Origin of the sequence: Acinetobacter sp. YH12117 (genome assembly GCF_013418865.1) — a bacterium.
In the GTDB taxonomy this organism is placed as follows: domain Bacteria; phylum Pseudomonadota; class Gammaproteobacteria; order Pseudomonadales; family Moraxellaceae; genus Acinetobacter; species Acinetobacter indicus.
The window spans coordinates 113,088-137,877 of sequence record NZ_VPBF01000002.1; the positions used below are offsets into that span (position 1 = coordinate 113,088).

The 24,790-nt window shown below is 46.0% G+C and carries 25 protein-coding genes and 4 tRNA genes; 16 read left to right on the top strand and 13 right to left on the bottom strand.

The window, feature by feature from the left end; genetic code table 11:
- The first annotated feature begins 98 nt into the window (after nt 1-98).
- The 3 genes from FTU55_RS01665 to FTU55_RS15075 all read left to right on the top strand — a co-directional run bounded on the left by FTU55_RS01665 (nt 99) and on the right by FTU55_RS15075 (nt 1,242).
- Nucleotides 99-797 carry a hypothetical protein gene (locus tag FTU55_RS01665; RefSeq protein WP_141667070.1) on the top strand — a complete coding sequence of 233 codons (699 nt, stop codon included), beginning with the start codon at nt 99-101 and terminating at the stop codon, nt 795-797.
- A gap of 166 nt (nt 798-963) precedes the next feature.
- Nucleotides 964-1,101 (top strand): hypothetical protein, encoded by a 138-nt coding sequence (locus FTU55_RS01670; protein ID WP_157797501.1) that lies wholly within the window; start codon nt 964-966, stop codon nt 1,099-1,101.
- A 6-nt stretch (nt 1,102-1,107) separates the two neighbouring features.
- Nucleotides 1,108-1,242, top strand: a complete 135-nt coding sequence (locus FTU55_RS15075; RefSeq protein WP_257222781.1) for a hypothetical protein — start codon at nt 1,108-1,110, stop codon at nt 1,240-1,242.
- Between the two features lie 389 nt (nt 1,243-1,631).
- Here the strand turns inward: FTU55_RS15075 and FTU55_RS01675 are convergent, their stop codons facing one another.
- On the bottom strand, nt 1,632-2,510 hold the full coding sequence (locus FTU55_RS01675) for an ATP-binding protein (protein WP_168405100.1): 879 nt from the start codon (nt 2,508-2,510) through the stop codon (nt 1,632-1,634).
- Nucleotides 2,511-2,690: 180 nt separating this feature from the next.
- Here FTU55_RS01675 and FTU55_RS01680 point away from each other — a divergent pair, with 180 nt between their 5' ends.
- The 6 genes from FTU55_RS01680 (at nt 2,691) to FTU55_RS01705 (ending at nt 5,601) form a co-directional block, all read left to right on the top strand.
- Nucleotides 2,691-4,205 carry a DUF3336 domain-containing protein gene (locus FTU55_RS01680; protein WP_005177157.1) on the top strand — a complete coding sequence of 505 codons (1,515 nt, stop codon included), beginning with the start codon at nt 2,691-2,693 and terminating at the stop codon, nt 4,203-4,205.
- A complete protein-coding gene (locus FTU55_RS01685; protein WP_104498224.1) occupies nt 4,171-5,007 on the top strand; it encodes a protein kinase in 837 nt (278 codons plus the stop codon). Before FTU55_RS01680 ends, FTU55_RS01685 begins: the two co-directional genes overlap by 35 nt.
- Before the next feature lie 107 nt (nt 5,008-5,114).
- Nucleotides 5,115-5,199: transfer RNA gene (locus FTU55_RS01690), tRNA-Leu, on the top strand.
- Between the two features lie 33 nt (nt 5,200-5,232).
- Nucleotides 5,233-5,306, top strand: a tRNA-Trp gene (locus FTU55_RS01695).
- Between the two features lie 39 nt (nt 5,307-5,345).
- A tRNA-Leu gene (locus FTU55_RS01700) sits at nt 5,346-5,430 on the top strand.
- Nucleotides 5,431-5,516: 86 nt separating this feature from the next.
- Nucleotides 5,517-5,601, top strand: a tRNA-Leu gene (locus FTU55_RS01705).
- 158 nt (nt 5,602-5,759) lie between these two features.
- Here the strand turns inward: FTU55_RS01705 and FTU55_RS01710 are convergent.
- Nucleotides 5,760-5,963 (bottom strand): hypothetical protein, encoded by a 204-nt coding sequence (locus tag FTU55_RS01710; RefSeq protein WP_005177162.1) that lies wholly within the window; start codon nt 5,961-5,963, stop codon nt 5,760-5,762.
- Nucleotides 5,964-6,415: 452 nt separating this feature from the next.
- Here FTU55_RS01710 and FTU55_RS01715 point away from each other — a divergent pair, with 452 nt between their 5' ends.
- The gene (locus FTU55_RS01715; RefSeq protein WP_075166696.1) at nt 6,416-6,688 is read left to right on the top strand and encodes a hypothetical protein; all 273 of its coding nucleotides are present in this window, start codon (nt 6,416-6,418) and stop codon (nt 6,686-6,688) included.
- Nucleotides 6,689-6,703: 15 nt separating this feature from the next.
- Here FTU55_RS01715 and gloB read toward each other — a convergent pair whose 3' ends face one another.
- Nucleotides 6,704-7,438: a hydroxyacylglutathione hydrolase gene (gene gloB / locus FTU55_RS01720; RefSeq protein ID WP_180045964.1), complete on the bottom strand. Its 735-nt coding sequence runs from the start codon at nt 7,436-7,438 to the stop codon at nt 6,704-6,706.
- 129 nt (nt 7,439-7,567) lie between these two features.
- Here gloB and FTU55_RS01725 point away from each other — a divergent pair, with 129 nt between their 5' ends.
- Complete coding sequence (locus tag FTU55_RS01725) at nt 7,568-9,544, top strand: acyltransferase family protein (protein WP_180045966.1); 1,977 nt, start codon at nt 7,568-7,570, stop codon at nt 9,542-9,544.
- A 61-nt stretch (nt 9,545-9,605) separates the two neighbouring features.
- Here FTU55_RS01725 and FTU55_RS01730 read toward each other — a convergent pair whose 3' ends face one another.
- On the bottom strand, nt 9,606-10,838 hold the full coding sequence (locus FTU55_RS01730; protein WP_005177173.1) for a pyridoxal phosphate-dependent aminotransferase: 1,233 nt from the start codon (nt 10,836-10,838) through the stop codon (nt 9,606-9,608).
- A gap of 155 nt (nt 10,839-10,993) precedes the next feature.
- On the opposite strand from FTU55_RS01730, the gene msrB reads away from it, so the two are divergent.
- The gene (gene msrB, locus FTU55_RS01735; protein ID WP_005177175.1) at nt 10,994-11,413 is read left to right on the top strand and encodes a peptide-methionine (R)-S-oxide reductase MsrB; all 420 of its coding nucleotides are present in this window, start codon (nt 10,994-10,996) and stop codon (nt 11,411-11,413) included.
- The gene (locus FTU55_RS01740; RefSeq protein WP_104469920.1) at nt 11,410-11,892 is read left to right on the top strand and encodes a glutathione peroxidase; all 483 of its coding nucleotides are present in this window, start codon (nt 11,410-11,412) and stop codon (nt 11,890-11,892) included. The genes msrB and FTU55_RS01740 overlap by 4 nt, the downstream gene beginning before the upstream one ends.
- Before the next feature lie 124 nt (nt 11,893-12,016).
- On the opposite strand, the gene dapC is transcribed toward FTU55_RS01740, so the two are convergent.
- The 5 genes from dapC to FTU55_RS01765 form a co-directional block, all read right to left on the bottom strand.
- Nucleotides 12,017-13,186, bottom strand: a complete 1,170-nt coding sequence (gene dapC / locus FTU55_RS01745) for a succinyldiaminopimelate transaminase (RefSeq protein WP_104511227.1) — start codon at nt 13,184-13,186, stop codon at nt 12,017-12,019.
- A gap of 24 nt (nt 13,187-13,210) precedes the next feature.
- Nucleotides 13,211-15,874, bottom strand: coding sequence for a [protein-PII] uridylyltransferase (gene glnD, locus FTU55_RS01750; RefSeq protein ID WP_075166700.1), 2,664 nt, complete (start codon nt 15,872-15,874; stop codon nt 13,211-13,213).
- Between the two features lie 23 nt (nt 15,875-15,897).
- Complete coding sequence (purT, locus tag FTU55_RS01755; RefSeq protein ID WP_075166701.1) at nt 15,898-17,103, bottom strand: formate-dependent phosphoribosylglycinamide formyltransferase; 1,206 nt, start codon at nt 17,101-17,103, stop codon at nt 15,898-15,900.
- A gap of 189 nt (nt 17,104-17,292) precedes the next feature.
- Nucleotides 17,293-17,640, bottom strand: coding sequence for an L-valine transporter subunit YgaH (ygaH, locus tag FTU55_RS01760; RefSeq protein WP_104472645.1), 348 nt, complete (start codon nt 17,638-17,640; stop codon nt 17,293-17,295).
- Nucleotides 17,630-18,388, bottom strand: coding sequence for an AzlC family ABC transporter permease (locus FTU55_RS01765; protein ID WP_045795021.1), 759 nt, complete (start codon nt 18,386-18,388; stop codon nt 17,630-17,632). The genes ygaH and FTU55_RS01765 overlap by 11 nt, the downstream gene beginning before the upstream one ends.
- A 102-nt stretch (nt 18,389-18,490) precedes the next feature.
- Between FTU55_RS01765 and FTU55_RS01770 the strand changes: the two genes are divergently transcribed.
- Nucleotides 18,491-18,985 carry a hypothetical protein gene (locus FTU55_RS01770; protein WP_005177204.1) on the top strand — a complete coding sequence of 165 codons (495 nt, stop codon included), beginning with the start codon at nt 18,491-18,493 and terminating at the stop codon, nt 18,983-18,985.
- A gap of 355 nt (nt 18,986-19,340) precedes the next feature.
- Here the strand turns inward: FTU55_RS01770 and ychF are convergent, their stop codons facing one another.
- Nucleotides 19,341-20,432 (bottom strand): redox-regulated ATPase YchF, encoded by a 1,092-nt coding sequence (ychF, locus tag FTU55_RS01775; RefSeq protein ID WP_005177206.1) that lies wholly within the window; start codon nt 20,430-20,432, stop codon nt 19,341-19,343.
- 22 nt (nt 20,433-20,454) lie between these two features.
- Nucleotides 20,455-20,700 (bottom strand): hypothetical protein, encoded by a 246-nt coding sequence (locus FTU55_RS01780; protein WP_168390519.1) that lies wholly within the window; start codon nt 20,698-20,700, stop codon nt 20,455-20,457.
- 54 nt (nt 20,701-20,754) lie between these two features.
- Here FTU55_RS01780 and FTU55_RS01785 point away from each other — a divergent pair, with 54 nt between their 5' ends.
- A complete protein-coding gene (locus FTU55_RS01785) occupies nt 20,755-21,519 on the top strand; it encodes a glutathione S-transferase family protein (RefSeq protein WP_180045968.1) in 765 nt (254 codons plus the stop codon).
- A 58-nt stretch (nt 21,520-21,577) separates the two neighbouring features.
- Here the strand turns inward: FTU55_RS01785 and FTU55_RS01790 are convergent, their stop codons facing one another.
- Nucleotides 21,578-23,059 carry a hypothetical protein gene (locus FTU55_RS01790; RefSeq protein WP_180045970.1) on the bottom strand — a complete coding sequence of 494 codons (1,482 nt, stop codon included), beginning with the start codon at nt 23,057-23,059 and terminating at the stop codon, nt 21,578-21,580.
- A 400-nt stretch (nt 23,060-23,459) separates the two neighbouring features.
- On the opposite strand from FTU55_RS01790, the gene FTU55_RS01795 reads away from it, so the two are divergent.
- On the top strand, nt 23,460-23,930 hold the full coding sequence (locus FTU55_RS01795) for an Lrp/AsnC family transcriptional regulator (RefSeq protein ID WP_005177212.1): 471 nt from the start codon (nt 23,460-23,462) through the stop codon (nt 23,928-23,930).
- Between the two features lie 52 nt (nt 23,931-23,982).
- On the opposite strand, the gene FTU55_RS01800 is transcribed toward FTU55_RS01795, so the two are convergent.
- Nucleotides 23,983-24,732, bottom strand: coding sequence for a YebC/PmpR family DNA-binding transcriptional regulator (locus tag FTU55_RS01800; protein ID WP_005177213.1), 750 nt, complete (start codon nt 24,730-24,732; stop codon nt 23,983-23,985).
- Between the last annotated feature and the right edge of the window lie 58 nt (nt 24,733-24,790).

A 24,790-nucleotide genomic window follows, 5' to 3' on the forward strand; every position in this document is an offset into this window, starting at 1 on the left:
ATAAAACTCCTCTACTTTAAAGATTAGTATTTTTCTTTTTTTAGCAGTATTAGGTAATATATAAATACAACTTAAAAGCTTGATTTTTTGATTTTCAAATGAAGAAATATTTAATTTATATATCGTTCTTTACCACCACAGGTCTTTCTGCAGAATATGTAATGATTGGACCTCCTTCTGGAGAGTGGGGGCGAACCTATGGTGAAACTTATCAAAACTCGGTAAAACAAAAAGAAATTCAAAAACAGGTCGATTTGTTGGGTAAACACCGGACAGCAGAAGCTCAAAAAATGGTGGATCTTGCAGACGCAGCGCGTAAGGCAAGAGGTGAGAATACTGATTCAGTAATTAAAAATAATGATCAAAAAAAATCAGAAATTAAAAAAGAACAGTTAAGTTTAAGTGAAAAAGAAAAGGAGCTTAAACGTAAACTGGCTCAAGTCGAGAAAGAAGAGCAAGAAGCAAGAAAGAAAATTGAGTTATTACAATATCGTAATGCAGTACGTAATGGAACCAGTGTAGGTGCACTTCGTTGTGGGAGTTCAGGGCGTCCACGTGTGCATTTGGTGGGTGTAGTTGGACGTGCAACACGACCAGATCACGTGTATTCGGATTGCCGTTTGAAGCAGGTACAGTATCGTTGTCGTGGTGAAGGAAATTGGCAATTTTATACAAATAATTTATGGGTCTTAAGTAATGCATGTATTGGTATTGGTGATGACGTAATAGTAAATGTTCACTGTGATGCTGAACAAGTTGAAGTGCGACCAACACAATTTAGCTGTGATATTCACTAAGTTATATCCAGTAGCACAGTATTCAGCTTTTATCTGTCAACTCATTTTATGAGGAATGGCAAATCTATGTATCATGTTTAGTTTCAAGGTTTTGATTAATAAGATAGTGTTTTTCAAAGAAGTATTGGAGAATTTAAAAATAAAATGAATGATAAAGGGATCAAGAATGATTCGTCCTGCGACAATTGAAGATGTGGCAGTTATTGCACAAGCGCATGTGCAGAGCGGGCAAGAAACCTGTCAGCAGATGCTCTATCTACCTATTTTGGCGGAATATAAGCTAGATACACGGCTTGCTTTATGATTGCAGGTGCTCAAGCTCAATAACCATATTCTATTGGTTACAGAAGGAGCAGGGCATATTCAGGGCTTTATTGATGTTTCGCTAAGTGAAGCAAAAGGCATTGCCAAAATTATAGCGTTATATGTATTGAAAGCTGCATAAAAGCGTAGGATTGGTCGAGTCTTGTTTAAAGAGGCATTAAAAGATATTCACCCAATGCAATATCCATAGATTTTACTCAATGTTTATGATCAGAACCCAGTCTGTCAGTTTGATGAACATATGAGAGCAAAATGCATTACTGCTGAAGATGTTAGCAATGAAGGTAAAAATCTCAAGGTTCTACATATCTATGGGACCGCGATGCATTTGCTGATTTAGATGGTTTGATTTAGTAGATTCAGAGTAAAAATTGCATGATACACAAGATAAAAGACTCGGCTTTAAAAGTCCGAGTCAGGTATTATGGCAACAACATGGTGTTGCACTTCAAATGCGAATCTAAGAAGGCCCAAAGCGATATTTACGTTGAGCCTGATCTTTTGAATTTTCTATTGTTCCAGATTATTCAACTGAGTTGCCCCAATCCAGTGCTTCGAGAACTGATAAGCGGCACGACCAGAACGCTGCCCACGCGCCTGACACCAGCGTAAAGCTTCGGCACGCGCTTCAGCGGTGAGCTCCATCTCCGCCTTTTGCAGATAATGCTCGACAATTTCTAAATACAGATTCTGATCCATTGGATAAAACGACAGCCACATCCCGAAACGATCGGACAGCGAAATTTTTTCCTCAATCGCTTCCTGTGGATGCAGCTCGGTATATTGCGGCACATCTACCCGTGTTACCGGTGTATTTTCATGCATAAACTCAGGTAATAAATGCCGGCGGTTACTGGTGGCATAAATCACAAAATTACTTGAACCGGACTGTAATGAACCATCTAGCACGCTTTTTAAAGAACGATAATTTTCATCTTCGGCGTTAAAGGCCAGATCATCACAATAGACAATAAATTTTTCCGGCCGATCTGCAATCAGCTTCTGAATTTCAGGCAAATCCGATAAATCATCACGTTCAATTTCAATTAACCGTAACCCTTGTGCTTCATACTCGGTTAGCAGGGCACGCACAATGGAAGATTTTCCGGTACCACGTGAACCGGTAAGCAGTACATCATTGGCCGGTAAGCCTTTTAAAAACTGCAAGGTATTTTGAATTACTTTTTCTTTTTGTTTTTCAATGCCTTTTAAATCTTCCAGATAGATTTTTCGTGGCTGGTAAATGGCTTTTAACTGTTGATCCTGCCATTTAAATGCCGATGCAGAAAAATCGGTGGCTTGCTTGAGTTCAGGCAAATGTTGCTGGAGCTGCTGTAAAACGGTTGCAAGCGAGGTGAGAATATTATCGGGTAAATCAATATGCGCCATGATTATTCAGCTTTTCGGTCTAGGTCAAAAGATTATCGGGTGCACAAACGACTGTATACCAAGGCGAAATGATTTAGCAATGAAAACATGAATTATGCAATTGAAGAATGTCTGAAATTTCTGCATAGTTAGGAGACATCGACAGATCAGCGCCTATTCAGCGAAGCGCAGAGGGAAGCTATGTTGTTTAAAGAGTTTAGCCAGGACATTAATCCTCATCAGGCCTATCGGATCAAAAAATTAAAACGAAAAATAGAACATGCCGAGAGTTACGAAGAATGGAAAAATCTGGCACTAAAAATAGATGAAGAATCGGGGGCGCAGGAATGGAAGTATGACAACACCTCGCCGTATTTTGATGCTGAAATTATTGCCCATCGTCTGAATTTATTACGCCGTTACCGCCTGGCAGAGCGCACCAGCGACCTGATGTATATTCTGCGTGAAGGCCTGACCTATGATGTGGCCAATATTGCCCATCCGATGCTGTTTACCGCGACCTATGTCGGCACCAAAAAAATTATTGAAGATTATATTGAAGAAGTCAGCAACAGTCTGGCCTTTATTGCATCCAAAGAATGCCATTTACTCAGTACTCAGGAAAAGATCGAATTTTTTAAAAACTGTCAGGTGGCCTATGGCCAGCCGGCGATTATGTTTTCAGGCGGGGCAACCCTGGGTCTGTTTCATACCGGCGTGTGCAAGGCGCTGCTCGAGCGTGACCTGATGCCGCAAGTGCTGTCCGGTTCCAGTGCTGGGGCGATTATGACCGCCATGCTTGGCATTTCTAAACCATCGGAGATGATGCACATTTTAAATGGCGAATCGTTCTTTACTGAAGCTTTTCATTTTCGCCGCTGGGAAGACATTTTAAAGGGCAATGGCGGTATTGCCGATGTGCGCTATCTAAAAAAATTCCTGCTCACCAACCTGGGTGATGTCACCTTTGAAGAAGCCTTTAAGGTGTCCGGGCTGCATATCAATATTGCAGTCGCACCGTATGATGCATCACAGGAAGCACGCATCATGAACAGTTATACCTCGCCAGATTTGCTGGTCTGGAGTGCGGCTTTGGCTTCCTGTGCGGTGCCGGTGCTGTTTCCGCCGGTGCGTTTAACCAGTAAACGGCAGGATGGTGAACATACACCCTATATGGGCAGAACCCGCTGGGTCGATGGCAGTGTGCGTAGTGATTTCCCGCAGGAAAAAATGGCGCGTTTGTATAATGTGAATTACACCATTGCCAGTCAGGTCAATCCGCATGTGGTGCCGTTTATGCAAACCGATGCCGAGCGTTTCCGTAAAGATATGCTGAGCTGGCCGGAGCGCATTGTGCGCCGTCAAGGCAAAGTGATTAGTAAGGGGATTATGGACTTTACCCGTGAACGTGTCGGTGGTGTGCCGGCGGTACGCCGTCTGCTCGATCATGGCCATGGCATTGTCGATCAGCGTTATTATGGTGATGTGAATATTGTTGGCAAATATGGCTGGCGTCATTATAGCTATATGTTGCAAAATCCGCGTCCACACCTGTTCCGATTGCTGCAACGCGAAGGTGAACGCGCCACCTGGCCAAAAATCTCCATGATTGAAACCCATGCCCGCGTGGGTAAAACCATTCAGCATTGTCTGGAACTTTTAGAATATCAGCAGAACCCCGTTGAACACGCCAAATCCGAATTTATTGCCGTTTAGTCCGGCTGAACTTGAACACTATTGTTTTGAGTTAAAAACCAAGCCGCAAAGCTTCAAGATGGGGCGGCGTCTGTTTCAGTTTCAACAAGGGCAATCCTTATATTGGCTGAAAGCCCAGCAGATGGATGCGCATCCGCAACTGAGCGCGGGTTTTTGCCGAGAGCTGGATTTTTATCGCCAGTTTCAGCAGGCAGATGCACCGGATTTTCTGCTACCTTTCTATTGTGCGCAAAATACCGAAATCCTATGCATCCAGCAGGAGAGCTTTCAGGATTATCTGATTGTGCCGGATGCGCCAGCGTTTTTTGCTTTAGCACCCTCACAATTTAGCCTAAGCCAGATTCAAACACGTTTGCTGCAGGTGTTAGACAGCCTGGAACAGCTAACACGGTTGGGCTATCTACATGCAGATTTAAAAGCCGAACATTGGCGTGAATGGGCAGGGCAGGTCAAATTGATTGATTTTGAACAGCTGCAGGCCATAAATGCTCCAGCAGCGTCAGATATGACTGCCACACCACGCTATATGGCGCCTGAATTATTTCATGGTGAAGCCAAAACATTGGCCAGTGATCTCTATGCATTGGGGATTATTGTCTATGAATGGCTGACTCAGCGCCGTTTACAGGCCAAAAGCTATCAGGATTGGGCCTATTTGCATTGTCAGCAGCTTAAAATTGAGTTACCCGCAGCGTATTTGGGCTTTCAGGACCTGCTTGAGGCGATGCTCAACAAACAAAAAAGCCAGAGAGAAGTCAGTTTTTTGGCCTTAAAAACACTGTTAAGCACTGAAAATGCTTAAGAAAAAACCAAAATAGAGGCTTTTGTTTTTTATTTAAACAAACAAGTGGCTTTTTCATAAAAAGGGCTTGTCATCGGGAAGTGATCTCTATAATATACACAGCCATCGGGGGCGTGGCGAAATTGGTAGACGCACTGGATTTAGGTTCCAGCGCTGCGAGGCGTGAGAGTTCGAGTCTCTCCGCCCCCACCACTTAAATATCAAGTGAGCTTGATTTTAGGTAACAGAGGATTGGTGTAATGGTAGCATGACGGTCTCCAAAACCGTTCGTCAAGGTTCGAATCCTTGATCCTCTGCCAGAATTTTGAGAAATCCAGCATTAAGTTGGTACCCGGTATGGGGGCGTGGCGAAATTGGTAGACGCACTGGATTTAGGTTCCAGCGCTGCGAGGCGTGAGAGTTCGAGTCTCTCCGCCCCCACCACTCAAAATCAGCAAGGTTAAACTCCTCGCTTCTTTTGTTGAACCGGCCAGCTTGAGTATTTCTTCAAAAAAATGGCATCTTTATATGGGGATGTGGCGGAATTGGTAGACGCACTGTGTTCAGGTCGCAGCGCCGCAAGGTGTAAGAGTTCGAGTCTCTTCATCCCCACCAAATTCTGAAAAAGCAGGGCAGATGTCCTGCTTTTTTATTGCCTGTTATTTTGTCAGGCCTTTATCTCGCCCAAAGAAAAGCCCGCAGAACAGACGGTTCAACGGGCTCAAGTTATGAGAACACTTTATTTTTCTCGATCAAAGAGTGCGTAAACGAATTCAGGCTTTTAAGTGGTCCTCAAATTCTTCACCGAGTTGTACGGCTAGTGCATTGCCGGCCAGTTCACCAGTGACCAGACCATATTCTTTTTTAAAACTAAAGGTAAAACCACGGCCATCGGCTAAATTTTTGACTGAATATCCCAGTTTTTCTAACCAAATACGAAAGGCAATTAAATTTTTAGCTTTTACCACTTTTTTCACGAGTGTACTCCCTTATCTTCAATAAAGTATAGATATGGTTATATCAAGATTTTTTAAAGGGCAAAATTCAAGAATGTGTCAAAAAATATTGAGATTGATGATTTTTGCAGCAAAAAAGACAGAATTTGAGCGCCTGAAAAACATGTATTGATGAATAAAGCGGCAGAATTTTAAGCAAATTTTAAATTAATTGATTGATATATTTGATGTATTTTTATTCTAAATTTTCAATATTATCCATTGGCTATTTAAGCCGGCTTGAAATAATTTGTTAAATATTGATGACAACACATCTTTAAGTATTTCTTACAACCTCGGCCCGGCGCGAGATAAAAAGTTGTAGCGATCTGCCGGCTATAATTTGCATACGCTGAGTGATTGATGGCTTTATTTTAAGCCATAGCGGGCCTGGAGATCGGGTATCATAAAGTACAGCCACAGGAGTGAGTAAGATGACGCCAAATACCATTGAAGCTGACGTACAGCAGACCATTCAACAGATGCAGCAACAGGGCCAAACCCCGGTGGCGGTAATGCTAGGCCACGAAGACTGGCTGGTCTTTGCCGAACAATCGCAGGTGGCCTATACTCCATTTGGCAGTGCGCGTCGTTATCAACCAGCATTAGGCGGCTTACTGCTGGTACGCATTGATGAAATGAATGCGGTACGTGTGGTGACACAGACCGAACTGGATGCGTATGCGGCCAGTCACCAGCTATTATAAACCGGTTAAACCGTTTTAAAAATTATCTTTCATTTCACGTAATTTTTGGAATTCTTCGACGCTGTCCACCCGTAAAAAAGGATTGGTCTGCAGTTCCAGTTCAATTGTACTTGGCAAGGTCGGCTGATTTAGCAGGCGTAAATCTTCCACCTGCTGATAACGCTGTTGCAGCGTCAGATTATCCGGTTCAACATGCAGGGCAAATTTGGCATTGGACAGGGTATATTCGTGGGTGCAGTACACTTGGGTGCGCGCTGGTAATGCCGCCAGACGGTTTAAAGAGTGATACATCTGCTCAAAGGTGCCTTCAAAAACCCGGCCGCAGCCCATCGCAAACAGGGTGTCACCGCAAAACAGGGTATCGATGGCATCAATAAAATACACAATATGCCCCAGGGTATGGCCGGGAACCGCCAGTACATCCACCTGCAGATCATGAAATTTAAAATGGGCTTCATGCTGCAAAGGGTGGGTGATAAACGGGATTTTACTCAGCTCTTCGCGTGGTCCATACACTGGAATATTGCGTGATTGCAGCAGCTCCGGCACACCCCCAATATGGTCTTTATGCCAGTGAGTCAGCCAGATCTGGCTTAAATTTAAACCATGCTCACGGCAATACTGTTCCACCGGTTCGGCTTCGGTGGGGTCGACCACAATCACATCTCTGGATATGGTATGTTCCAGCAGCCAAATATAATTCTGTAACTGGTTCTGAATATCCAGCAGACGCACTTTATAGTTGCTCATCCCTCACCCCCACATAATATGATGCCCAGTATAGCCTGAAAGCGATGTTGTCGTCGCTGTGTATCCAAAATTGATCTTTGACTGAAAAGGTCTACAATAAGCCACGTTTCAATTTTCCCCTGCACGTTCATGAGTTTTGCCTATCGCGCCGATATTGACGGTTTAAGAGCGATTGCCGTCCTGTTGGTGATTTTTAATCATATTGGCCTGTCTATTTTCCCCGGTGGTTATATTGGCGTCGATATTTTCTTTGTGATTTCGGGCTATTTAATTACCTTAATTTTAAGCAAAGAAATCCAGAACCAGACTTTCTCAATCGGTCGCTTTTATAAAAAGCGGGTGGTGCGTTTGGCACCGGCCTATTTTACTGTACTGAGTGTGGTGAGTCTGGTGGCCTGGCAGGTGATGCTGCCCGATGAGCTGAGTCGTTATTTCGACAGTGTCTTTTATGCCACGTTTCTGATGGCCAATATTTATATGCAGCGTGAAGTCGGTGATTACTTCAGTCAGAGTGTCAATGAAGTGCCGCTGCTGCATTTATGGTCGTTGGGTGTTGAAGAGCAGTTCTATATTTTCTGGCCGCTGATTCTGCTGTGCTTTATGAAAAGAAGTAACCGGCAATGGGGTCTGCTGATGGTCGGATCTTTTATTCTCATGTCGTTGCTGTATGCGCAGCAGCAGTTGAGCGTGAATGCCGAGAAAGCCTATTACAGTATGCCGGTCCGCGCCTTTGAACTGCTCTTGGGTGCGCTGATCTGCTTTTTGCCACAAATAAAATGGTCAAAATGGCTGGCGCAAACGCTGGTCTGGAGTTGTCTGGCGCTATTGTTAGGCACAGCAATGTGGTTTGATCATGTCACACCATTTCCGGGTGCAATGGCGCTGATCCCATGTCTGGCAACCGCATTGATTATTTATATCGGCCAGAGCGTGCAGTCGCAGAATGTGGTGCTGACCAATCGTTTTAGCCTCTGGATGGGCAAAATTTCCTATCCTTTATATTTATGGCACTGGCCGGTAATTGTACTGTTCAGTATCTATATGCTGCCGGTTAATGCCGGTTATCAGCTGGCCATGGTGCTGCTCAGTATCGCGCTGGCCTATCTGACTTATCGTTATATTGAACAGCCGAGCAAAGGTTTTGTGATGGCTGCCAATTACAAGGTCATTCTGAGCGGTTTTGTGGCGCCGGCGCTCTGTTTTATTGGTCTGGCGCAGCTGGTCAGCCAGCATCAGGGTTTTCCGGAGCGCCTAAGTCCGCAAGTACAAAACCAGATGGCGGCCTTAAACTCGTTTGCGCATGGCATCCGGCAGAAATGTCACAGCTTTCCCAATCCGGAAACGCTGGCCAATCCGCAAGACTGTGTGCTGGGCGTGGAAAAACCGCAGATTGATTTTATGCTGATAGGTGACTCACATGCCAACAGCTATACCGGACTGCTGGATGTCTGGGCCAAAGATGCCGGACTGCGCGGCTATGACAGCACTCAGGATACCACTATTTATTTACCGGGCGTCCAGCGTGGCCGTGGTGAGCATGAAGTGGCTGCCTTTCAAGCCCGCAATGATGCCATTGAGGCGCATTTAAAGCAGCATCATTACCAGTTTGTGGTGATGTCAGCCGCCTTTAGCCAGTATTTAGATGCCGGGCATGATCTGCATCCGAGCGCAGAAGAGGGCAGTCAGGTCGCGGATCATTTAGACAGTTATTTTGCCGGTTTACAGGCCGCGGTAGATAGTGCGCTGGCCAGCAGCGAGCATGTGGTGATGCTGATGGATGTCCCGGTGATTGATCCAGATCAGGCCAATTGTTCATTACGCCGTGAATGGCTGGGGATTGAGCGTGAATGCGCGGTGTCGGCAGAGGAGTTCCAGCAGAGCAATGCACCAATTTATCAGTGGATGAGCGAATTGCAGCAGCAGTATCCACAACTGATTGTGGTCGAGCCGACCAAGGTGCTGTGTGATGCGCAGCAATGTGATTTAAGTGTCGAGGGAACGCCGCTGTACCGAAATCAGGATGATGATCATCTCAGTTTTAAAGGTTCGGAAGCGCTGGGGCAGGCCTATTTACAGCAATACGGCAATCCGCTGAAATCGTTTTAATCTTTCTCGTCTGCACAAAAAAGCCGTGAATTGGTCACGGCTTTTTTTATTGTATTTCAGCTTAGCGGATTTTCGCCAGGAAGCGGCCTAAACGGCTAAGCGCTTCACGTAATTCATTTTCAGCTGGCAGGAACACCACTCGGAAATGATCTGGGGTTGGCCAGTTAAAGCCGGTGCCTTGAACCAGTAGCACTTTCTCGGCTTTCAGGAAATCCAGCATCAGCTTTTCATCATCTTCAATGGCATAGACATTCGGGTCCAGTTTCGGGAAGCAGTACATCGCACCTTCTGGCTTGACGCAAGATACACCTGGAATTTCGTTTAGCATTTCCCAGGCAATATTGCGCTGTTCATACAGACGGCCACCCGGACGGATCAGGTCATTAATTGACTGATAGCCACCAAGCGCGGTCTGAATCGCATATTGCGCCTGATGGTTGGCACACAGACGCATAGAGGCCAGCATGTCCAGACCTTCAATATAGTCGGCTGCGCGTGAACGGTCACCAGTAATGGCCATCCAGCCAGAACGGTAGCCGGCAATACGGTAGGCTTTAGATAAACCGTTGAATGAAATACACAGCTGATCACCAGCCAGGGCTGCAACCGACACATGCTCAATGCCGTCATACACGATTTTGTCGTAAATTTCGTCGGCGAATAAAATCAGGTCATATTTTTTTGCCAGCGCGACAATCTGTTCCAGCACATGACGTGGATAAACCGCACCGGTCGGGTTGTTTGGGTTAATAATCACAATACCGCGGGTATTGGGTGTGATTTTGCTTTCCATATCGGCCAGATCTGGATACCAGTGGTTTTCTTCATCACATTTATAGTGAATGGCCGTACCACCCGACAGATTGACCGCCGCCGTCCATAGTGGATAGTCCGGCATTGGAATCAGCATTTCATCGCCATCATCCAGCAGGCCTTGCATGGCCATTACGATTAGCTCAGACACGCCATTGCCGATATAGACATCATTAACGTGCAGGTCAAAAATGCCTTTTTGCTGATAATACTGGCAAATAGCCTTACGTGCCGGGAAAATCCCTTTGGAGTCGGTATAACCGACTGCATTTGGCAGGTTCAGCGCCACATCGTTAATAATTTCCTGCGGGGCTTCAAAGCCGAAGGGGGCGGGGTTACCAATATTCAGTTTAATAATTTTATGGCCGGCCTCTTCCATTTCATTGGCCGCTCGTAACACAGGTCCGCGAATGTCGTAGCATACATGCTCGAGTTTTGAGGATTTTTTAATTTCGCGAGGAGTCGTGTTACCTGTGGACATAATTCCATCCAATTATATGTTTCTGTTAGCAAAAAATAGATTACGCAATTATCACAATCTATACTGAAATTTAGCTAGATATTTTGCAAGCTCTAGCGTAAATATGGAAGTACTGAAGCATGACATTGAATGTCAAAGATTTAAAGGAGTTAGTGATGGGAAAACTCAATAAAACAGACCGAGAATGGCAAAGAGAGTTATCACCAGAAGAGTTTCGGATTACACGACAAAAAGGAACCGAACCGGCCTTTACAGGGAAATACTGGAACAGCAAACAGGATGGGGTGTATGTGTGCCGTTGCTGTGGAGAAGCCTTATTTTCTTCCGATACCAAATACGACAGCGGCAGTGGCTGGCCAAGTTTCTACCGTCCGATTGCCCCGGGGGTCGTGGAAGAACATAACGATCAGTCGCATGGCATGGTGCGTACCGAAATTGTCTGTCATCATTGTGATGCACATTTGGGCCATGTTTTTGATGATGGACCGCAACCGACCGGCTTGCGCTATTGTGTCAACTCGGCGTCATTAGAACTAAAAACACAAGAAAAAAGTGATGAGGAAACCTATCCATGACCAACATTTATCAGTTTGAGGCTGAGTTGTTAGATGGGAAAAATAAATCATTTGCCGATTATGAAGGCAAGGTTTTATTGGTGGTGAATACCGCCAGCAAATGCGGTTTTACCCCGCAGTTTGCCGGACTGGAAAAGCTGTATGAAAAATATAAGCCCCAAGGCTTTGAGGTGCTCGGCTTTCCCTGTAACCAGTTTGGTGGCCAGGACCCCGGTTCCAATGAGCAGATCGGGGCCTTTTGCCAGAAAAATTATGGGGTCAGCTTTCCCATGTTTGCCAAGGTCGATGTCAAAGGCCCGGAAGCACACGCAATTTTCCGTTATTTAACCAATAACAGCAAAGGCATTTTGGGCAACGGCATCAAGTGGAACTTTACCAAGTTTTTAATTGGTAAAGATGGCAAAGTGCTGAATCGCTATGCACCAACCACCAAGCCGGATGCATTGGAACAGGATATTGAACAGGCTTTACAAGGTTAATACAGGACAAGCGACTTCAGCATCAGCTTTAATTTTGGGGATGATCCTCATCCATGCAAACAGTGTTTAGTCCTGCCTAAAATGAAAAATCCACTCAATAGAGTGGATTTTTTAATATCAGCACCTACAAAATCGCTTTGAGGCGTTGAATCACCTGTTCGCACTGGGCGATATCGGCCACCAAGGCTAAACGGACATGATTTTCACCCGGATTACCTTGCTCGGTTTCACGCGATAAATACCGGCCCGGCAACACTTTAATATGCGCTTTTTCCATCAGCATTTTGGCAAAGGCTTCATCATTATCAACTTTGAGCCAGTAATAGAAACCGGCATCCGGTTTTTGTAAAGGGAGTAGTTGCCCCAGCTCGCTTTGGAACAAGTCAAATTTGGCGCGGTATTGCACGCGGTTGTCTTCAACGTGCTGCTCATCATCCCAAGCCGCAATAGAGGCCAGTTGATGCTGTACCGGCATGGCTGCACCGTGATAGGTACGGTATTGCAAATACGGTTTCAGTAAATCGGCATCGCCGGCAACAAAGCCTGAACGCATCCCCGGCAGATTGGAGCGCTTGGACAGGGAATGGAAAACCACGCAGTTTTTATAGTCGTCGCGGCCTATTTCGGCACAAACTTCGAGCAGGCCAGTCGGTGCTTCATCAAACCACAGTTCTGAATAGCATTCATCTGAGGCAATTACAAAACCGTATTGATCGGACAGTGCAATCAGCTTTTTAAACTGGTCTTTGGACAGTACCGCACCGGTCGGGTTGCCCGGCGTGCAGACAAATAGCAAGGCAGTTTTTTCCCAGACTTCGGCCGGCACGGCATCAAAGTCACCTAAATACTGGTTGTCTTCGGTACAGTTAATGAAATACGGTTTGGCCCCGGCCAGTAAGGTTGCGCCTTCATAAATCTGGTAAAACGGGTTTGGCATCACCACATACGGTGCATCTTCACGTTTCACCAGTGCCTGTACAAAAGAGAAGATCGCTTCACGGGTACCTGAAACCGGTAAAACATGGTGATCTGCACTGATGCTGTTTAGCTTGAAACGGCGACTTAGCCACTGGGCAATGCTGTGGCGTAATTCAGGCAGACCCTTGCTGTTCGGGTAAGTCGATAAATGCTGGAAGTTGTCAATAATGGCCTGTTTTACAAATTCCGGTGCCGGGTGCTTCGGTTCTCCAATTGAGAGGGGAATCAGCGGTAAATCGGCCGGTTGTATATCCTGAAAAAGTCGGTTTAACTTTTCAAATGGATAAGGGTGCAATAAAGACAAACTTGAGTTCATGTAATCGTTACCGATAGGTTGATGTTAATGTTGGCACACCTGATTTGAGGCTTCATCAAGTGCTGCCTTTAATTTGGCCGCAAAGCTTTTGGCTTCTTCTGCATTCATAGGCGTACCATCTTTTTTGGTGACAAAGAAAATATCTTCGGCACGTTCGCCTAGGGTGGCAATTTTAGCAGAATGAATATCCAGCCCCTGCATCATAAACAAGCCGCCGACTTTGGCAAGTAAGCCCGGCTGGTCAAGTGTCGCAATTTCCACCATGTTCTGGTTGAGTGCGGCATTCAGGCTGATGTCGACAGTATTTTCAATATCAAAATGGCGCAGCTGGCGCGGAATCAGGCGCTGCATCAGCCCCGGATATTTGTCTGACTGGCTTAATGCAGTGACCAGTGATTGAATCACGGTGTCCTGACGCTCGGCATCGGTCAGCAGGGTACCAAAACGGTCCAGTACCACATAAGTATCTAAACTAAAGGCTTTGGTGGCGGTAATAATCCGCGCGTCCTGCACATCCAGATTCATGCGGTCTAAAATCGCCACGGTGGTGGCAAACAGGTTTGGCTGATCCTGAGTATAAATAAAGATCTGCACGGCATCTTGCGCATATTTACGATGCGCGCGCATCAGTACTAAAGGTGCCGGATTGTCACTGTGCTGCAAGATGGCGCGGGTATGCCAGGCAATTTCATCGGCGGTTTCTTTCAGGAAGTATTCATCGCCCAGTTCCTGCCAGACTTTTTCCACTTCTTCCAGCGAGAAATCCTCGACCAGTAATTCGCTGGCCGCAAATTTGGTGTCTTCAATCAGCATCTGATAATCCACCGGACGACCCAGGCCGGAACGGATCACATCACGGGCATGGGTATACAGCTGGCGCATCAGCGAGGCGCGCCAGGTGTTCCATAAGGTTGGATTGGTGGCGTTAATATCGGCCACAGTTAGGGTATACAGATAATCCAGATGTTCCATATCGCCCATCAGTTCGGCGAAAGCTTTGACCACATCCGGATCGGAAATATCTTTTTTCTGTGCAGTGACCGACATCAGCAGGTGGTTTTGCACCAGCCAGGCCACCAGATTGCATTCACGTTCGGTAAAGCCATGCGTGCGGCAGAAGGCAATCGCATCGGCGGCGCCAAGTTCACTATGATCGCCACCACGACCTTTGGCAATGTCATGGAAAATTGCGGCCAGATAGACAATGTCACGACGCGCCAGACGCTGGAACACCGAGCTGACCACCGGGAAATCTTTGGCAAATTCCGGTTCTTTAAAGCGGTTCAGGTTGCGAATCAGCAGCAGGGTGTGCGCATCGACGGTATAAATATGGAACAGGTCATATTGCATCAGGCCGGTAATTTGCCCGAAAGCCGGAATATAGTTGCCCAATACACCATAGCGTTTCATTGCCACCATGGTGTCATATAAACGGTACGGCGAGCGTAAAATCGCCATAAACAGCGCCTGATGGACCGGATTATCACGAAAATCGCGGTCAATGCGTTTGGCAGCCAGGGTCAGCAGACGTAAGGTGCGGGCGCGAATACCGGTAATTTCAGGACGATTGGCCAGCAGATAAAAAATTTCCAGAATCGCACTGGGCTTTTCAGAAAAAATCTTGTGATGCTGCACCGCCAGTTTGCCATCGACCAGTTTGAAGTTTTCATTAATTTCTTCAATCTGGCGTTCATATTGCGGCAGACGCGGGGTAATCACCGATTCATTAAAATAGGCCAGTAACATTTCATTTAGCGTCGACACCTGCTGCGCGGTGCGGTAATAACGCTTCATGAACTGTTCAATCGGATAATTGGGTGATTTTCCTTCTTCACGGACATAGCCGAACTTGGCTGCAATATCACGCTGATAATCAAACAGCAGGCGGTTTTCATCGCGTTTGGTCAGCAGGTGCAAATAATGGCGAATTTCCCAGAGGAAACTTTCAGCCTCTTCCAGCACGCCCAGCTCAAACTCGGAAATAAAACCCAGATGCACCAGATCATAAATACGGTTGACACGGAAATGCCGTTTGGCAATCCAGCCAATCTGGTTAATATCGCGGATGCCACCCGGTGCAGTTTTAATATCCGGCTCTAAATTGCTTTCGGTATGGTTGTGCTGAGCATAGCGTTTGGCTTGCTCTTCCATCTTGGCATCAAAAAAGGTTTTATCGGTCCAAGTTTGCGACACAATCCGGCGTGGCCATTTGGCCAGATGTTCATTGCCAATAATCAACCGTGCTTCAATTAAAGCGGTCGCTACGGTCAGGTCATTGGTGGCCTGAATTACGCAATCCTGAATGGTGCGCACGCTAATGCCGGGTTTGAAATTACCGACATCCCACAGTGATGAAATAAAGGTTGAAATCAGTTTTTCCTGTTCCGGCGAGATTTCATCTTCCGAGAGGATCATGATGTCGACATCGGAATAGGGCAACATTTCGCGGCGGCCATAACCCCCCACCGCAAACAGGCCTAAATCGGTCTGGTCCAGTCCGGCATGTTGCCACAGGAATTTCAGTGCCTCATCAATAAAATTGGAGCGCGCCAGAATAATGTCACGGATCGAATGTCCATTTTCAAAACATTCTCCCAGCTGATGTTCAACATCACTTCGCCACTGATTGATGGCCTGAATGTCATGGTTACTTTTTACATAATTCAGCAAGGGTAAGGTGTTGATCATGAACAGCGTTCCGTGTTGTGCGACTAGTTTTGATTGACACTGACGTGTTGTGCAGTAGCATAAGCCAGCTCACGTGCCTGCTCAGTGGTCTCTGCGCGGGCAGTGGCCACACCCATGCGGCGACGCTTGAAGCCTTCCGGTTTGCCAAACAGACGTAAATCAGTATCCGGATGAGCTAAAGCAAGATTCAAGCCAGAAAATGACAGGTTCTGGTCATCTACACCGGCATAAATCACTGCACTGGCAGCCACACTATGACGCGCCGTGTTCACCGGCAAGCCGAGAATCGCACGGGCATGTAATTCGAATTCACTCTGGTATTGCGAGGCCAAAGTGACTAAACCGGTATCGTGTGGACGAGGTGACACTTCACTAAACCACACTTGATCGCCTTTGACAAACAGTTCTACTCCAAAAATACCGCAGCCGCCAAGTGCGCTGGTAACCTTGTGAGCAATGCGTTTGGCTTCTGCTAAGGCCTGGCTGCTCATTGGTTGTGGTTGCCAGCTTTCCACATAATCACCGGCATCCTGACGATGGCCAATCGGGTCGCAGAATGAGGTTTCAATGTCACCAGTTTCTGGATGTTTAGAGCGTACCGTGAGCAGGGTAATTTCAAAATCAAAATCAATCTGCGATTCAACAATCACGGTGCCCTGATTCACACGGCCACCGGTTTGCGCATAGTCCCAGGCGGCATCGACTTCATCAAAGCTTTTTACCCGAGATTGGCCTTTGCCTGAGGAGGACATCACCGGCTTCACAAAGTTTGGGTAGCCAATATCATCACAGGCTGCGCGGAAGCTTTCCAGCGAGTCGGCAAAACGGTAGGCAGAGGTTGGCAGTCCCAGTTCTTCTGCAGCTAGACGGCGAATTCCTTCGCGGTTCATGGTCAGATTGACTGCCTTGGCTGATGGAATCACGGTAGCAACGTTTTGCGCTTCAATATCCAGCAGCACTTCTGTGGCAATGGCTTCAATTTCCGGCACAATCAGATGCGGTTGCACCTGAGCAATCAGCTGTTTCAGCGCGTTAGGATCGGCCATATTAATCGTGTGGGCATGATGCGCCACTTGCATGGCAGGGGCATGATCATATCGGTCGGCGGCATGCACTTCTACACCTAAACGCTGTAAAGAAATCACCACCTCTTTCCCCAATTCTCCTGAACCCAATAGCAATACTTTAAATGCCGAAGCTTGAAGAGGAGTACCAATCGTCACGCTCATGTAATTCATCCATGCTTGATTTTATGGGCTTTTAGCATAGCAGAACTGCACCGCGATGTTAGTGCCGATTCGGAGAAAATCGTGATTTTGTCCAACAATTTTTAGGTGCAGTGAGCAAGAGGTAATATAGCTTTGCGACGCAGCGCAACTGCTGCACTGCGTCAATGTATCTGGTTTTAAAGTCAAAACCTAGAAGGAAAATGGAATATAGGTATAAATCAGGCCATAGGTCACGGCTGCCGTCAGCGTGGCCGGTACAATTTTCTTGTATTTAAAATACAGCCCGGCCAGCACTATAAATCCGACCAGCATGGCAAAACTTTTATTGGGCGTTTCCAGTAACGGTGGCAAGGTCGCGACCACCAGCATTGAACTGATTGCGGCAATACCAATTGAACCCAAAGCAATCTTTAGCCAGAGGGCACCCCGTTTTTGTGAGTCCTGCTGAAACTTCTGAATCACAAAAAACGGTCCAAAGCGTGAAGCAAAATTGGCGATGCCGACCACAATCCCGACCAGAATAATTTCAAGATTCATGTGAGCCTCCTGCGTATGCATCATCCGGTTGTTTTAAGACATAGTGTTTGAACAGACCTGCAAAAATGCCCGATAAAATACCAATAAAGATGGCGGCGGACAGGTCAATGAAATAGCAGGCGATGGCAGATACCACCAAAGTCACACTGACCACAAAGGTATGTTTTTTCTCAAAGGCGGCCAGCAGGAAGCTCAGGAATAGTGCCGGTAACAGGAAATCTAGTGCGGCCTGTAAAAACTGCGGCAGCTTACTGACCTGATCGGCAAACAGACCACCCAGTAAAGAACCGAGCGCCCATGACATCCAGCTAAACAGACTTAAGCCGAGCATCCAGGATTCCGACCATTGTTGCCGCCGCTGCGACAGCTTGATCATGCCGGAAGCAAAGACTTCATCGGTCAGCCCCCAAGCCCAGATCGCAGTTTTCTTTAAATTGAGCCGATCCTGAATCAGGTTGGTTAAGGCCGGGCCATAGAGCAGATGGCGAATATCCAGTGCAATGACAGTCAGGGCGGTCATCCAGATGGAGGTGCCGCTGCCTAACAGAGCCACCACCAGAAACTGGCTGGCACCGGCATACATGGTGCAGGATAAAAACAGGGCTTCCCAGGCGCTAAAACCGAATTGGGTCGCCGAAACGCCAAATGCAAAAGAAACGGGGAGATAAGTAAAAATAATGGCTTGGCTATCTTTAGCGCCTTGCCAAAAACCGGCTGGCTGTGTGGAAAGCGTTTTGTGTTCAGACACGACACACCTGAAGGAGAGTTGAACAAGGAGTCAAATGATGATTGTGTATTGTACCCGAATTCACTAGCATAGTGCCGAAATGTTTGTTGAAGCGAGCCAGATATGTGGATGTTCAAAACACGTCAATTTGTGGTTGCAACTGTACTGGGCAGTAGCCTGTTATTACAGGCCTGTGGGGGCGATCAGTCCGGTGAAAAGCCGGAAATTAAACCTGCACCGAAACTGACCAATGATGCAACGGCGTATGCAGAAGCGGCCTGGAAGCTGATGAATGAGGTGGAACCTTATGTTTATCGCAAACAGCGCAATTTAATAGAAGATAATGTACGCAAACCGGCACGCCAGTTAAGTACCGAATGGCGCATTAACGTCAAAATGACCGATTCAGTCACCGAAGGTAAATATGCTTTATGCCGTAAAGCACTCACCAGCCTGGAAATCTGGGCGCGTGCGACGTTAGAAAGTAGCGCAACGGTAAGCCAGAAACAGGCCGATTATGAACGTGATAAACAGCAATGTGCCGATGCAATTGCCCATCCGGAACTGGGCAATACCGATCCCAAACAAAAAGGCAATGCGATTGCAACAGCATCCTGAAGCATCAATAAGCGGAGTTCTGGCTCCGCTTTTTTAATGGCGCCGCCGTATTAAATTGATCTTTGCAATTAAGAACAGCAATTACACTACACCATCAACCTTGTAATATTCTGGTGCAGTTCTGGAATTGATGAGCACTTGTAGTGCGGAGGAGTGCACTGGAATCAAGCACTTTCGAGAACTGGAAAGCGTAGGGAATTCAATAACATCTCAGTAAATCAAAGAAGATATCAAGATCGGTTCGCTGATTGATTAATTTTCTTGCTTAAATTGTGGTGAGCCAAAGATTGCTCTTCAAAAAAAGAGTATAAAAAAACCCTCAAATATTTGAGGGTTTTTCATTGATATCAGGCGATTACACGTTAAAACGGAAGTGTAAAACATCACCATCTTGTACGATGTAAGTTTTACCCTCTAAACGCCATTTACCTGCTTCTTTGGCACCGGCTTCGCCGTTGTATTGTACGAAATCATCATAGGCCACACATTCAGCACGGATAAAGCCTTTTTCGAAGTCGGTATGAATGACACCTGCCGCTTGTGGAGCGGTTGCACCGACTTTCACCGTCCAGGCACGTACTTCCTGCACACCGGCAGTGAAGTAAGTTTGTAGGCCGAGTAAGCCATAACCTGCACGGATGACCACGTTCAGGCCCGGTTCTTCCATACCCATTGCTTCTAAGAATTCAGCACGTTCATCATCTTCTAATAATGAAATTTCGGCTTCAATCTGGTTGCAGAGTGGTACTACAATCGCATTTTCAGCTGCTGCCAGTTCACGTACTGCATCTAAATGCGGGTTGTTTTCAAAGCCATCTTCCGCCACGTTGGCAATATACATGGTGGGTTTTAAGGTTAATAAACCAAAACCACGAATCAGTTTACGTTCGTCATCGTCCAGATTGGCTGCACGTGCCGGTTTGCCTTCATCCAGTAATGGCAGGATTTTTTCTAGCACGGCTTTGGTCGCAACTGCTTCTTTGTCGCCGCCTTTGGCTGTTTTGGTTAAACGGGTCACGGCTTTCGATACCGTTTCTAAGTCGGCCAGCGCAAGTTCAGTGTTGATGGTGGCAATATCGTCCAGCGGGTCAATTTTACCATTGACGTGAATGACGTTTTCATCTTCAAAACAACGCACCACGTGAGCAATCGCGTCAGTTTCACGGATGTTGGCGAGGAACTGGTTACCCAGACCTTCACCTTTTGAAGCACCTGCAACCAGACCGGCGATATCCACAAATTCCATGGTGGTCGGCAGGACACGTTGTGGGTTTACAATGGCCGCCAGTTTGTCTAAACGCGCATCCGGCACCGGCACAATACCGGTGTTTGGCTCAATGGTACAGAACGGGAAGTTTTCAGCAGCAATTGCAGCTTTGGTTAAGGCGTTGAAAAGAGTCGATTTACCAACGTTAGGCAGACCTACAATACCACAATTAAAACCCATGAAATGACTCACAAAGTGTTATTCAAAAATTGTCGCTGATTTTACATGAAAGCCAGCATAAAGTCAGGTCATGGCGGGGATGTTTGTTGAAAAAGCATATTTCTGAAATATGTGCTGCGGATGGTGGGTAATGCGTGCCGTATCTTTGTTGATTTTTAAACAGGATAGCCTGACCTAAATACGCTTGATGAAGCGTTTGGCCGAATACCGGCGATTTTTGAATAAAAAGCGCATTGTTTTTCAGCAGCAGTATGACTAAAGTAGCCAATGGATGTTGGCTGTTCAAATTATTGAACAAAAAATAAAAATTGACGGAGAAGATATGCGTATTTTGTACCAGTTTCCTTTATCTCATTTTTGTGAAAAAGCACGCTGGTTGCTGGATCATAAGGAACTGGATTATAACGCGCAGAATTTAATTCCGGGTGTGCACCGTGCTTTTGCCAAGCTAAAAACCGGACAAAACAAGCTGCCGATTTTACGCGATCAGGATCAATGGATTGCGGACAGTACCCAAATTGCCCTGTATTTAGATGAGGTGTATCCGGAGCATACCTTATTACGCCCAGACCCGACACAGCGCAATGAAGCACTGGAGATTGACCAGTTGGCCTCGACTCTGGGCTATCACGTTCGTCGCTGGGGCTTGGCACATACTTTATCTGAAAGTGAGCAGCCTTTAGATTTGCTGATTGGTGAAAAAGGTTATTTACGTCAATTTGAAAAATATTCCAAACCGATTATGAAGATGCTGATTTCCAAAGGCTATCAGCTGGATCAGGACAAGGTTGATGAATCGGAACAGGAAATGCGCCGTTTAATAGCCAAATTAAACCAGCGTCTGATAGCCAATGGTGGCGCATATTTTGTCGGTGAGCGTTTAGGCCTGGCGGATATTGCGGTCTGTTCCATGCTGGCTCCGATTCTGGAAATTCAGGATACACCGTGGGAAAAAGAGCAGGGCGAAACCTTGTCTGAACAATTCCTGCAATTTAAACAGGAACTCAGTGATTTACCCTTAGGGCAATATGTACTGAGAATTTATCAGACCGAGCGTCATGCCCGTGTGGACTGGCGCGGTATTTAAACGGCAACCATAAAAATACGCGCCTGTAGCGCGTATTTTTTTGACTTTATCAACTCTATTAAATGAAGGGGGTAGATGAATCCAGATCAATTGCAGGCAGTTGCGGTGCAAGACTAAGCAGGTCAAAGTTGCTGCTACTGCTCTCTGTACTGGTCGATTGCAGAGCTTCCTGAAGTTCAGGCAACAGGTTGTCCAGACTCAGACTGCTGTCTGCTCCTGTGCTGGCACCTTGTAACAGATCTTCCAGATTAAAGTCAGTTGAACCTAATGCATCGCCCAAGCTGTCAGTGAGATTGCCTAGGTCAAAGTCTGTGCCACCGTCAGTCAGACCTTCCAGTAAGCCGCCTAAATCAAAACCACTGCTGATGTCTGTGAGACCGCCAAGTAAGACACTTAAATCAAACTCACTGCTGCTACCTGTCAGACCTTCAAATAACTGGGTCAGTGTTTCAAGGTTCAGATCACCGGTGTTATTGCCGATGAGTCCTTCAAACAGTTCAGAAATCGTTTCAAGGTTAATTTCACCCGTATTGTCACCGATTAAGCCACCGACCAGTTCTGAAATTGCACCAATATCAAAGTCGCCGGCGTCACCGCCAATCAGACTACCGACCAGATCAGCAATGGCTGCAATGTCGAGATCACCTGAACCACCACCAATTAATCCGCTGACTAATCCGGCAATTGCACCGATATCAATATCGCTAGCGCCACCACCGATGAGACCACCGACAAGCTCAGCAATCGCTGCGATGTCGATATCGCCTGAACTACCACCCATCAGACCGCTTACCAGCTCTACGATTGCACCGATATCAAAGTCACCCGTACCGCCGCCAATTAAACCACCAACCAATTCAGCAATCGCTGTGATATCGAGATCGCCTGAACCACCACCGATTAATCCACTGACTAATCCGGCAATTGTACTGATATCAATATCGCCAGCGCCACCACCAATTAAACCGCCAACCAATTCAGCAATCGCTGCAATGTTGATAGCGCCTGAACCACCACCCATCAGGTCGCTCACCAGTTCTACGATTGCGCCGATATCAAAGTCACCAGCACCGCCGCCAATTAAACCACCAACCAATTCAGTAATCGCTGCGATGTCGAGATCATCCGAACCACCACCCATCAGGCCGCTTACCAGTTCTACGATTACGCCAATATCAATATCGCCAGCGCCACCGCCACCGCCAATTAAACCACCAATTAAATTGCTAATTGAGCCCAGATCAAAACTGCCACCATTGGCTTGGGTCAGTTGATTAATCAGGCTAGAAATATCCAAACTGCCGCTATTACTTCCTGTAAACTGGCTGATTAAATTGCTAAGACTGCTGCTGTCCAGGCTGTTTCCAGACAACAGACTTTGCAATAAGCTGTCGAGGGTTGGGGTAGAGGGGCTGGTGAGTTGTCCAAACCAGTTCGACAAGGTCGAGCTGATGCCACTGAAAAAGCTGCTGGTTTGGGTTTCGACAGTTAAAACCGGGCTGAGCTTGCTTTTCAGCAAACTGAAAGATTTAAAAGCCATGAAGACGATTCCTTGTGTTCTTATGTTTTTGTTTTGCTGGTGTTGAAACGCATCTTTTTTTAATCTATTTGTATACACTTGTAAAAGATGAACGTTCTGGAATTAGCTGTATTTGGGCAGAGAAGGCAATTTAAACGCAGTAGAGAGAAGGAAATTTAAACGCAGTAGAGAGAAGGAAATTTTTGAGAAAACAGCGGTTTATTGAAGCTAACCGTTTATCTGTTTTTAAAAGATCAAGATAAATGGCAGAGGTCTGATCCGTTAGGCTACAGTTGTGTCTGCACATCATATCTTGAAAAAAAATTTCAATAGATGAAAAAATAATGAGAAATAAATATTGTTGTGGTACTGATTCGGCTAAAATTATAAAGTGTCATTGCCTGTTAAAAAGAGTATAAAAATGGAACTGGATCGCTTTGATAAGCATATTCTTGAAATTTTAAGTCATGAAGATGTCAATTTAAATGAACTGTCGGAGCGGGTGAATTTGTCGGTGAGTTCGGTACATCGCCGGATTAAAAGCCTGATTGATCATAATATTATTTCAGGTTTAAAGCGGGAAATTAATTACCAGAAACTCGGCTTTAGTCTGCATGTCCTGTTGCAGGTGTCGCTGAGTAAACATGATACCGATACCTTTGCCAAGTTTCTGGAAGAACTGGAAAATATTCCCGAAGTGATTAATGCCTTTTTGGTGACCGGGCAAACCGCTGACTTTATTGTAGAAGTGATTGCGCGGGATATGGAAAACTACAGTGAAATTTTACTCAAACGCATTGGTAAAATTGACCATGTGGTGGCGCTGCATTCGAGCTTCGTGATTAAAGAATATAATGTTTTAAACTGCTCGAATTTGCTCAATAAAGTTTAATTTCTAAGAAATAAAAAACGCGCCAGATGAGCGCGTTTTTTATCTGTAAGTTTTAAGCATCTAAGGCTGCTAAAACGTCATCAGAGAATTCAACGTTGGTATAAACGTTCTGAACATCATCCAGATCTTCAAGCATATCAATCATTTTCATGATTTTTTTAGCCTGGTCGATGTCGGTGATTTCAGCTTTGGTTGATGGGCTCATCACCACTTCAGCATTGTCAGATTTTAAACCTGCTGCTGCTAAAGCATCCTGAACGGTACCAAACGTTTCTGGAGTGGTAATCACCAGAATTTCATCTTCAGAGACTTCAATATCTTCTGCACCGGCTTCTAATGCCACGTCCATGATCTGATCTTCTAAAGACACATCTTCAAACGTAATTTCACCACGTTTGGTGAATAAGAAGGCCACTGAACCGTTGGTGCCTAAGTTACCATCGGTTTTAGAGAAGCAGTGACGAACGTCTGGTACGGTACGGTTTAAGTTGTCGGTCATGGTTTCTACAATCACAGCCACACCGCCGACACCATAACCTTCATAGGTGACTTCTTTTAAGTCATCGTTATCTTCACCGCCAGCACCACGTTGAATCGCACGGTTAATCACATCACGTGTCATGTTGACCGATAATGCTTTTTCGACTACAGCACGTAAGCGAGGGTTGCTCCCTGCATCCGGACCGCCGAGTTTAGCAGCAGTTGTCAGTTCACGAATGTATTTGGTAAACAACTTACCACGACTAGCATCTTGTTTGGCTTTACGATGCTTGATATTGGCCCACTTGGAATGACCCGCCATGCGAAATATGCTCCTTGTAGATTGGCTGTATGCCGATCGAATTGCACAGATTCTACCA

What these genes read in the sequence shown, in the direction of transcription:
- FTU55_RS01740 (WP_104469920.1), top strand. Translation starts at nt 11,410, where the DNA reads ATGACCAACATTTATCAGTTTGAGGCTGAGTTGTTAGATGGGAAAAAT.
- msrB (WP_005177175.1), top strand. Translation starts at nt 10,994, where the DNA reads ATGGGAAAACTCAATAAAACAGACCGAGAATGGCAAAGAGAGTTATCA.
- FTU55_RS01785 (WP_180045968.1), top strand. Translation starts at nt 20,755, where the DNA reads ATGCGTATTTTGTACCAGTTTCCTTTATCTCATTTTTGTGAAAAAGCA.
- glnD (WP_075166700.1), bottom strand. Translation starts at nt 15,874, where the DNA reads ATGATCAACACCTTACCCTTGCTGAATTATGTAAAAAGTAACCATGAC.
- FTU55_RS01665 (WP_141667070.1), top strand. Translation starts at nt 99, where the DNA reads ATGAAGAAATATTTAATTTATATATCGTTCTTTACCACCACAGGTCTT.
- FTU55_RS01770 (WP_005177204.1), top strand. Translation starts at nt 18,491, where the DNA reads ATGTGGATGTTCAAAACACGTCAATTTGTGGTTGCAACTGTACTGGGC.
- FTU55_RS01790 (WP_180045970.1), bottom strand. Translation starts at nt 23,059, where the DNA reads ATGGCTTTTAAATCTTTCAGTTTGCTGAAAAGCAAGCTCAGCCCGGTT.
- FTU55_RS01795 (WP_005177212.1), top strand. Translation starts at nt 23,460, where the DNA reads ATGGAACTGGATCGCTTTGATAAGCATATTCTTGAAATTTTAAGTCAT.
- ygaH (WP_104472645.1), bottom strand. Translation starts at nt 17,640, where the DNA reads ATGAATCTTGAAATTATTCTGGTCGGGATTGTGGTCGGCATCGCCAAT.
- FTU55_RS01800 (WP_005177213.1), bottom strand. Translation starts at nt 24,732, where the DNA reads ATGGCGGGTCATTCCAAGTGGGCCAATATCAAGCATCGTAAAGCCAAA.
- ychF (WP_005177206.1), bottom strand. Translation starts at nt 20,432, where the DNA reads ATGGGTTTTAATTGTGGTATTGTAGGTCTGCCTAACGTTGGTAAATCG.
- FTU55_RS01680 (WP_005177157.1), top strand. Translation starts at nt 2,691, where the DNA reads ATGTTGTTTAAAGAGTTTAGCCAGGACATTAATCCTCATCAGGCCTAT.
- gloB (WP_180045964.1), bottom strand. Translation starts at nt 7,438, where the DNA reads ATGAGCAACTATAAAGTGCGTCTGCTGGATATTCAGAACCAGTTACAG.
- FTU55_RS01730 (WP_005177173.1), bottom strand. Translation starts at nt 10,838, where the DNA reads ATGTCCACAGGTAACACGACTCCTCGCGAAATTAAAAAATCCTCAAAA.
- FTU55_RS01715 (WP_075166696.1), top strand. Translation starts at nt 6,416, where the DNA reads ATGACGCCAAATACCATTGAAGCTGACGTACAGCAGACCATTCAACAG.
- FTU55_RS01675 (WP_168405100.1), bottom strand. Translation starts at nt 2,510, where the DNA reads ATGGCGCATATTGATTTACCCGATAATATTCTCACCTCGCTTGCAACC.
- purT (WP_075166701.1), bottom strand. Translation starts at nt 17,103, where the DNA reads ATGAGCGTGACGATTGGTACTCCTCTTCAAGCTTCGGCATTTAAAGTA.
- dapC (WP_104511227.1), bottom strand. Translation starts at nt 13,186, where the DNA reads ATGAACTCAAGTTTGTCTTTATTGCACCCTTATCCATTTGAAAAGTTA.
- FTU55_RS01725 (WP_180045966.1), top strand. Translation starts at nt 7,568, where the DNA reads ATGAGTTTTGCCTATCGCGCCGATATTGACGGTTTAAGAGCGATTGCC.
- FTU55_RS01670 (WP_157797501.1), top strand. Translation starts at nt 964, where the DNA reads ATGATTCGTCCTGCGACAATTGAAGATGTGGCAGTTATTGCACAAGCG.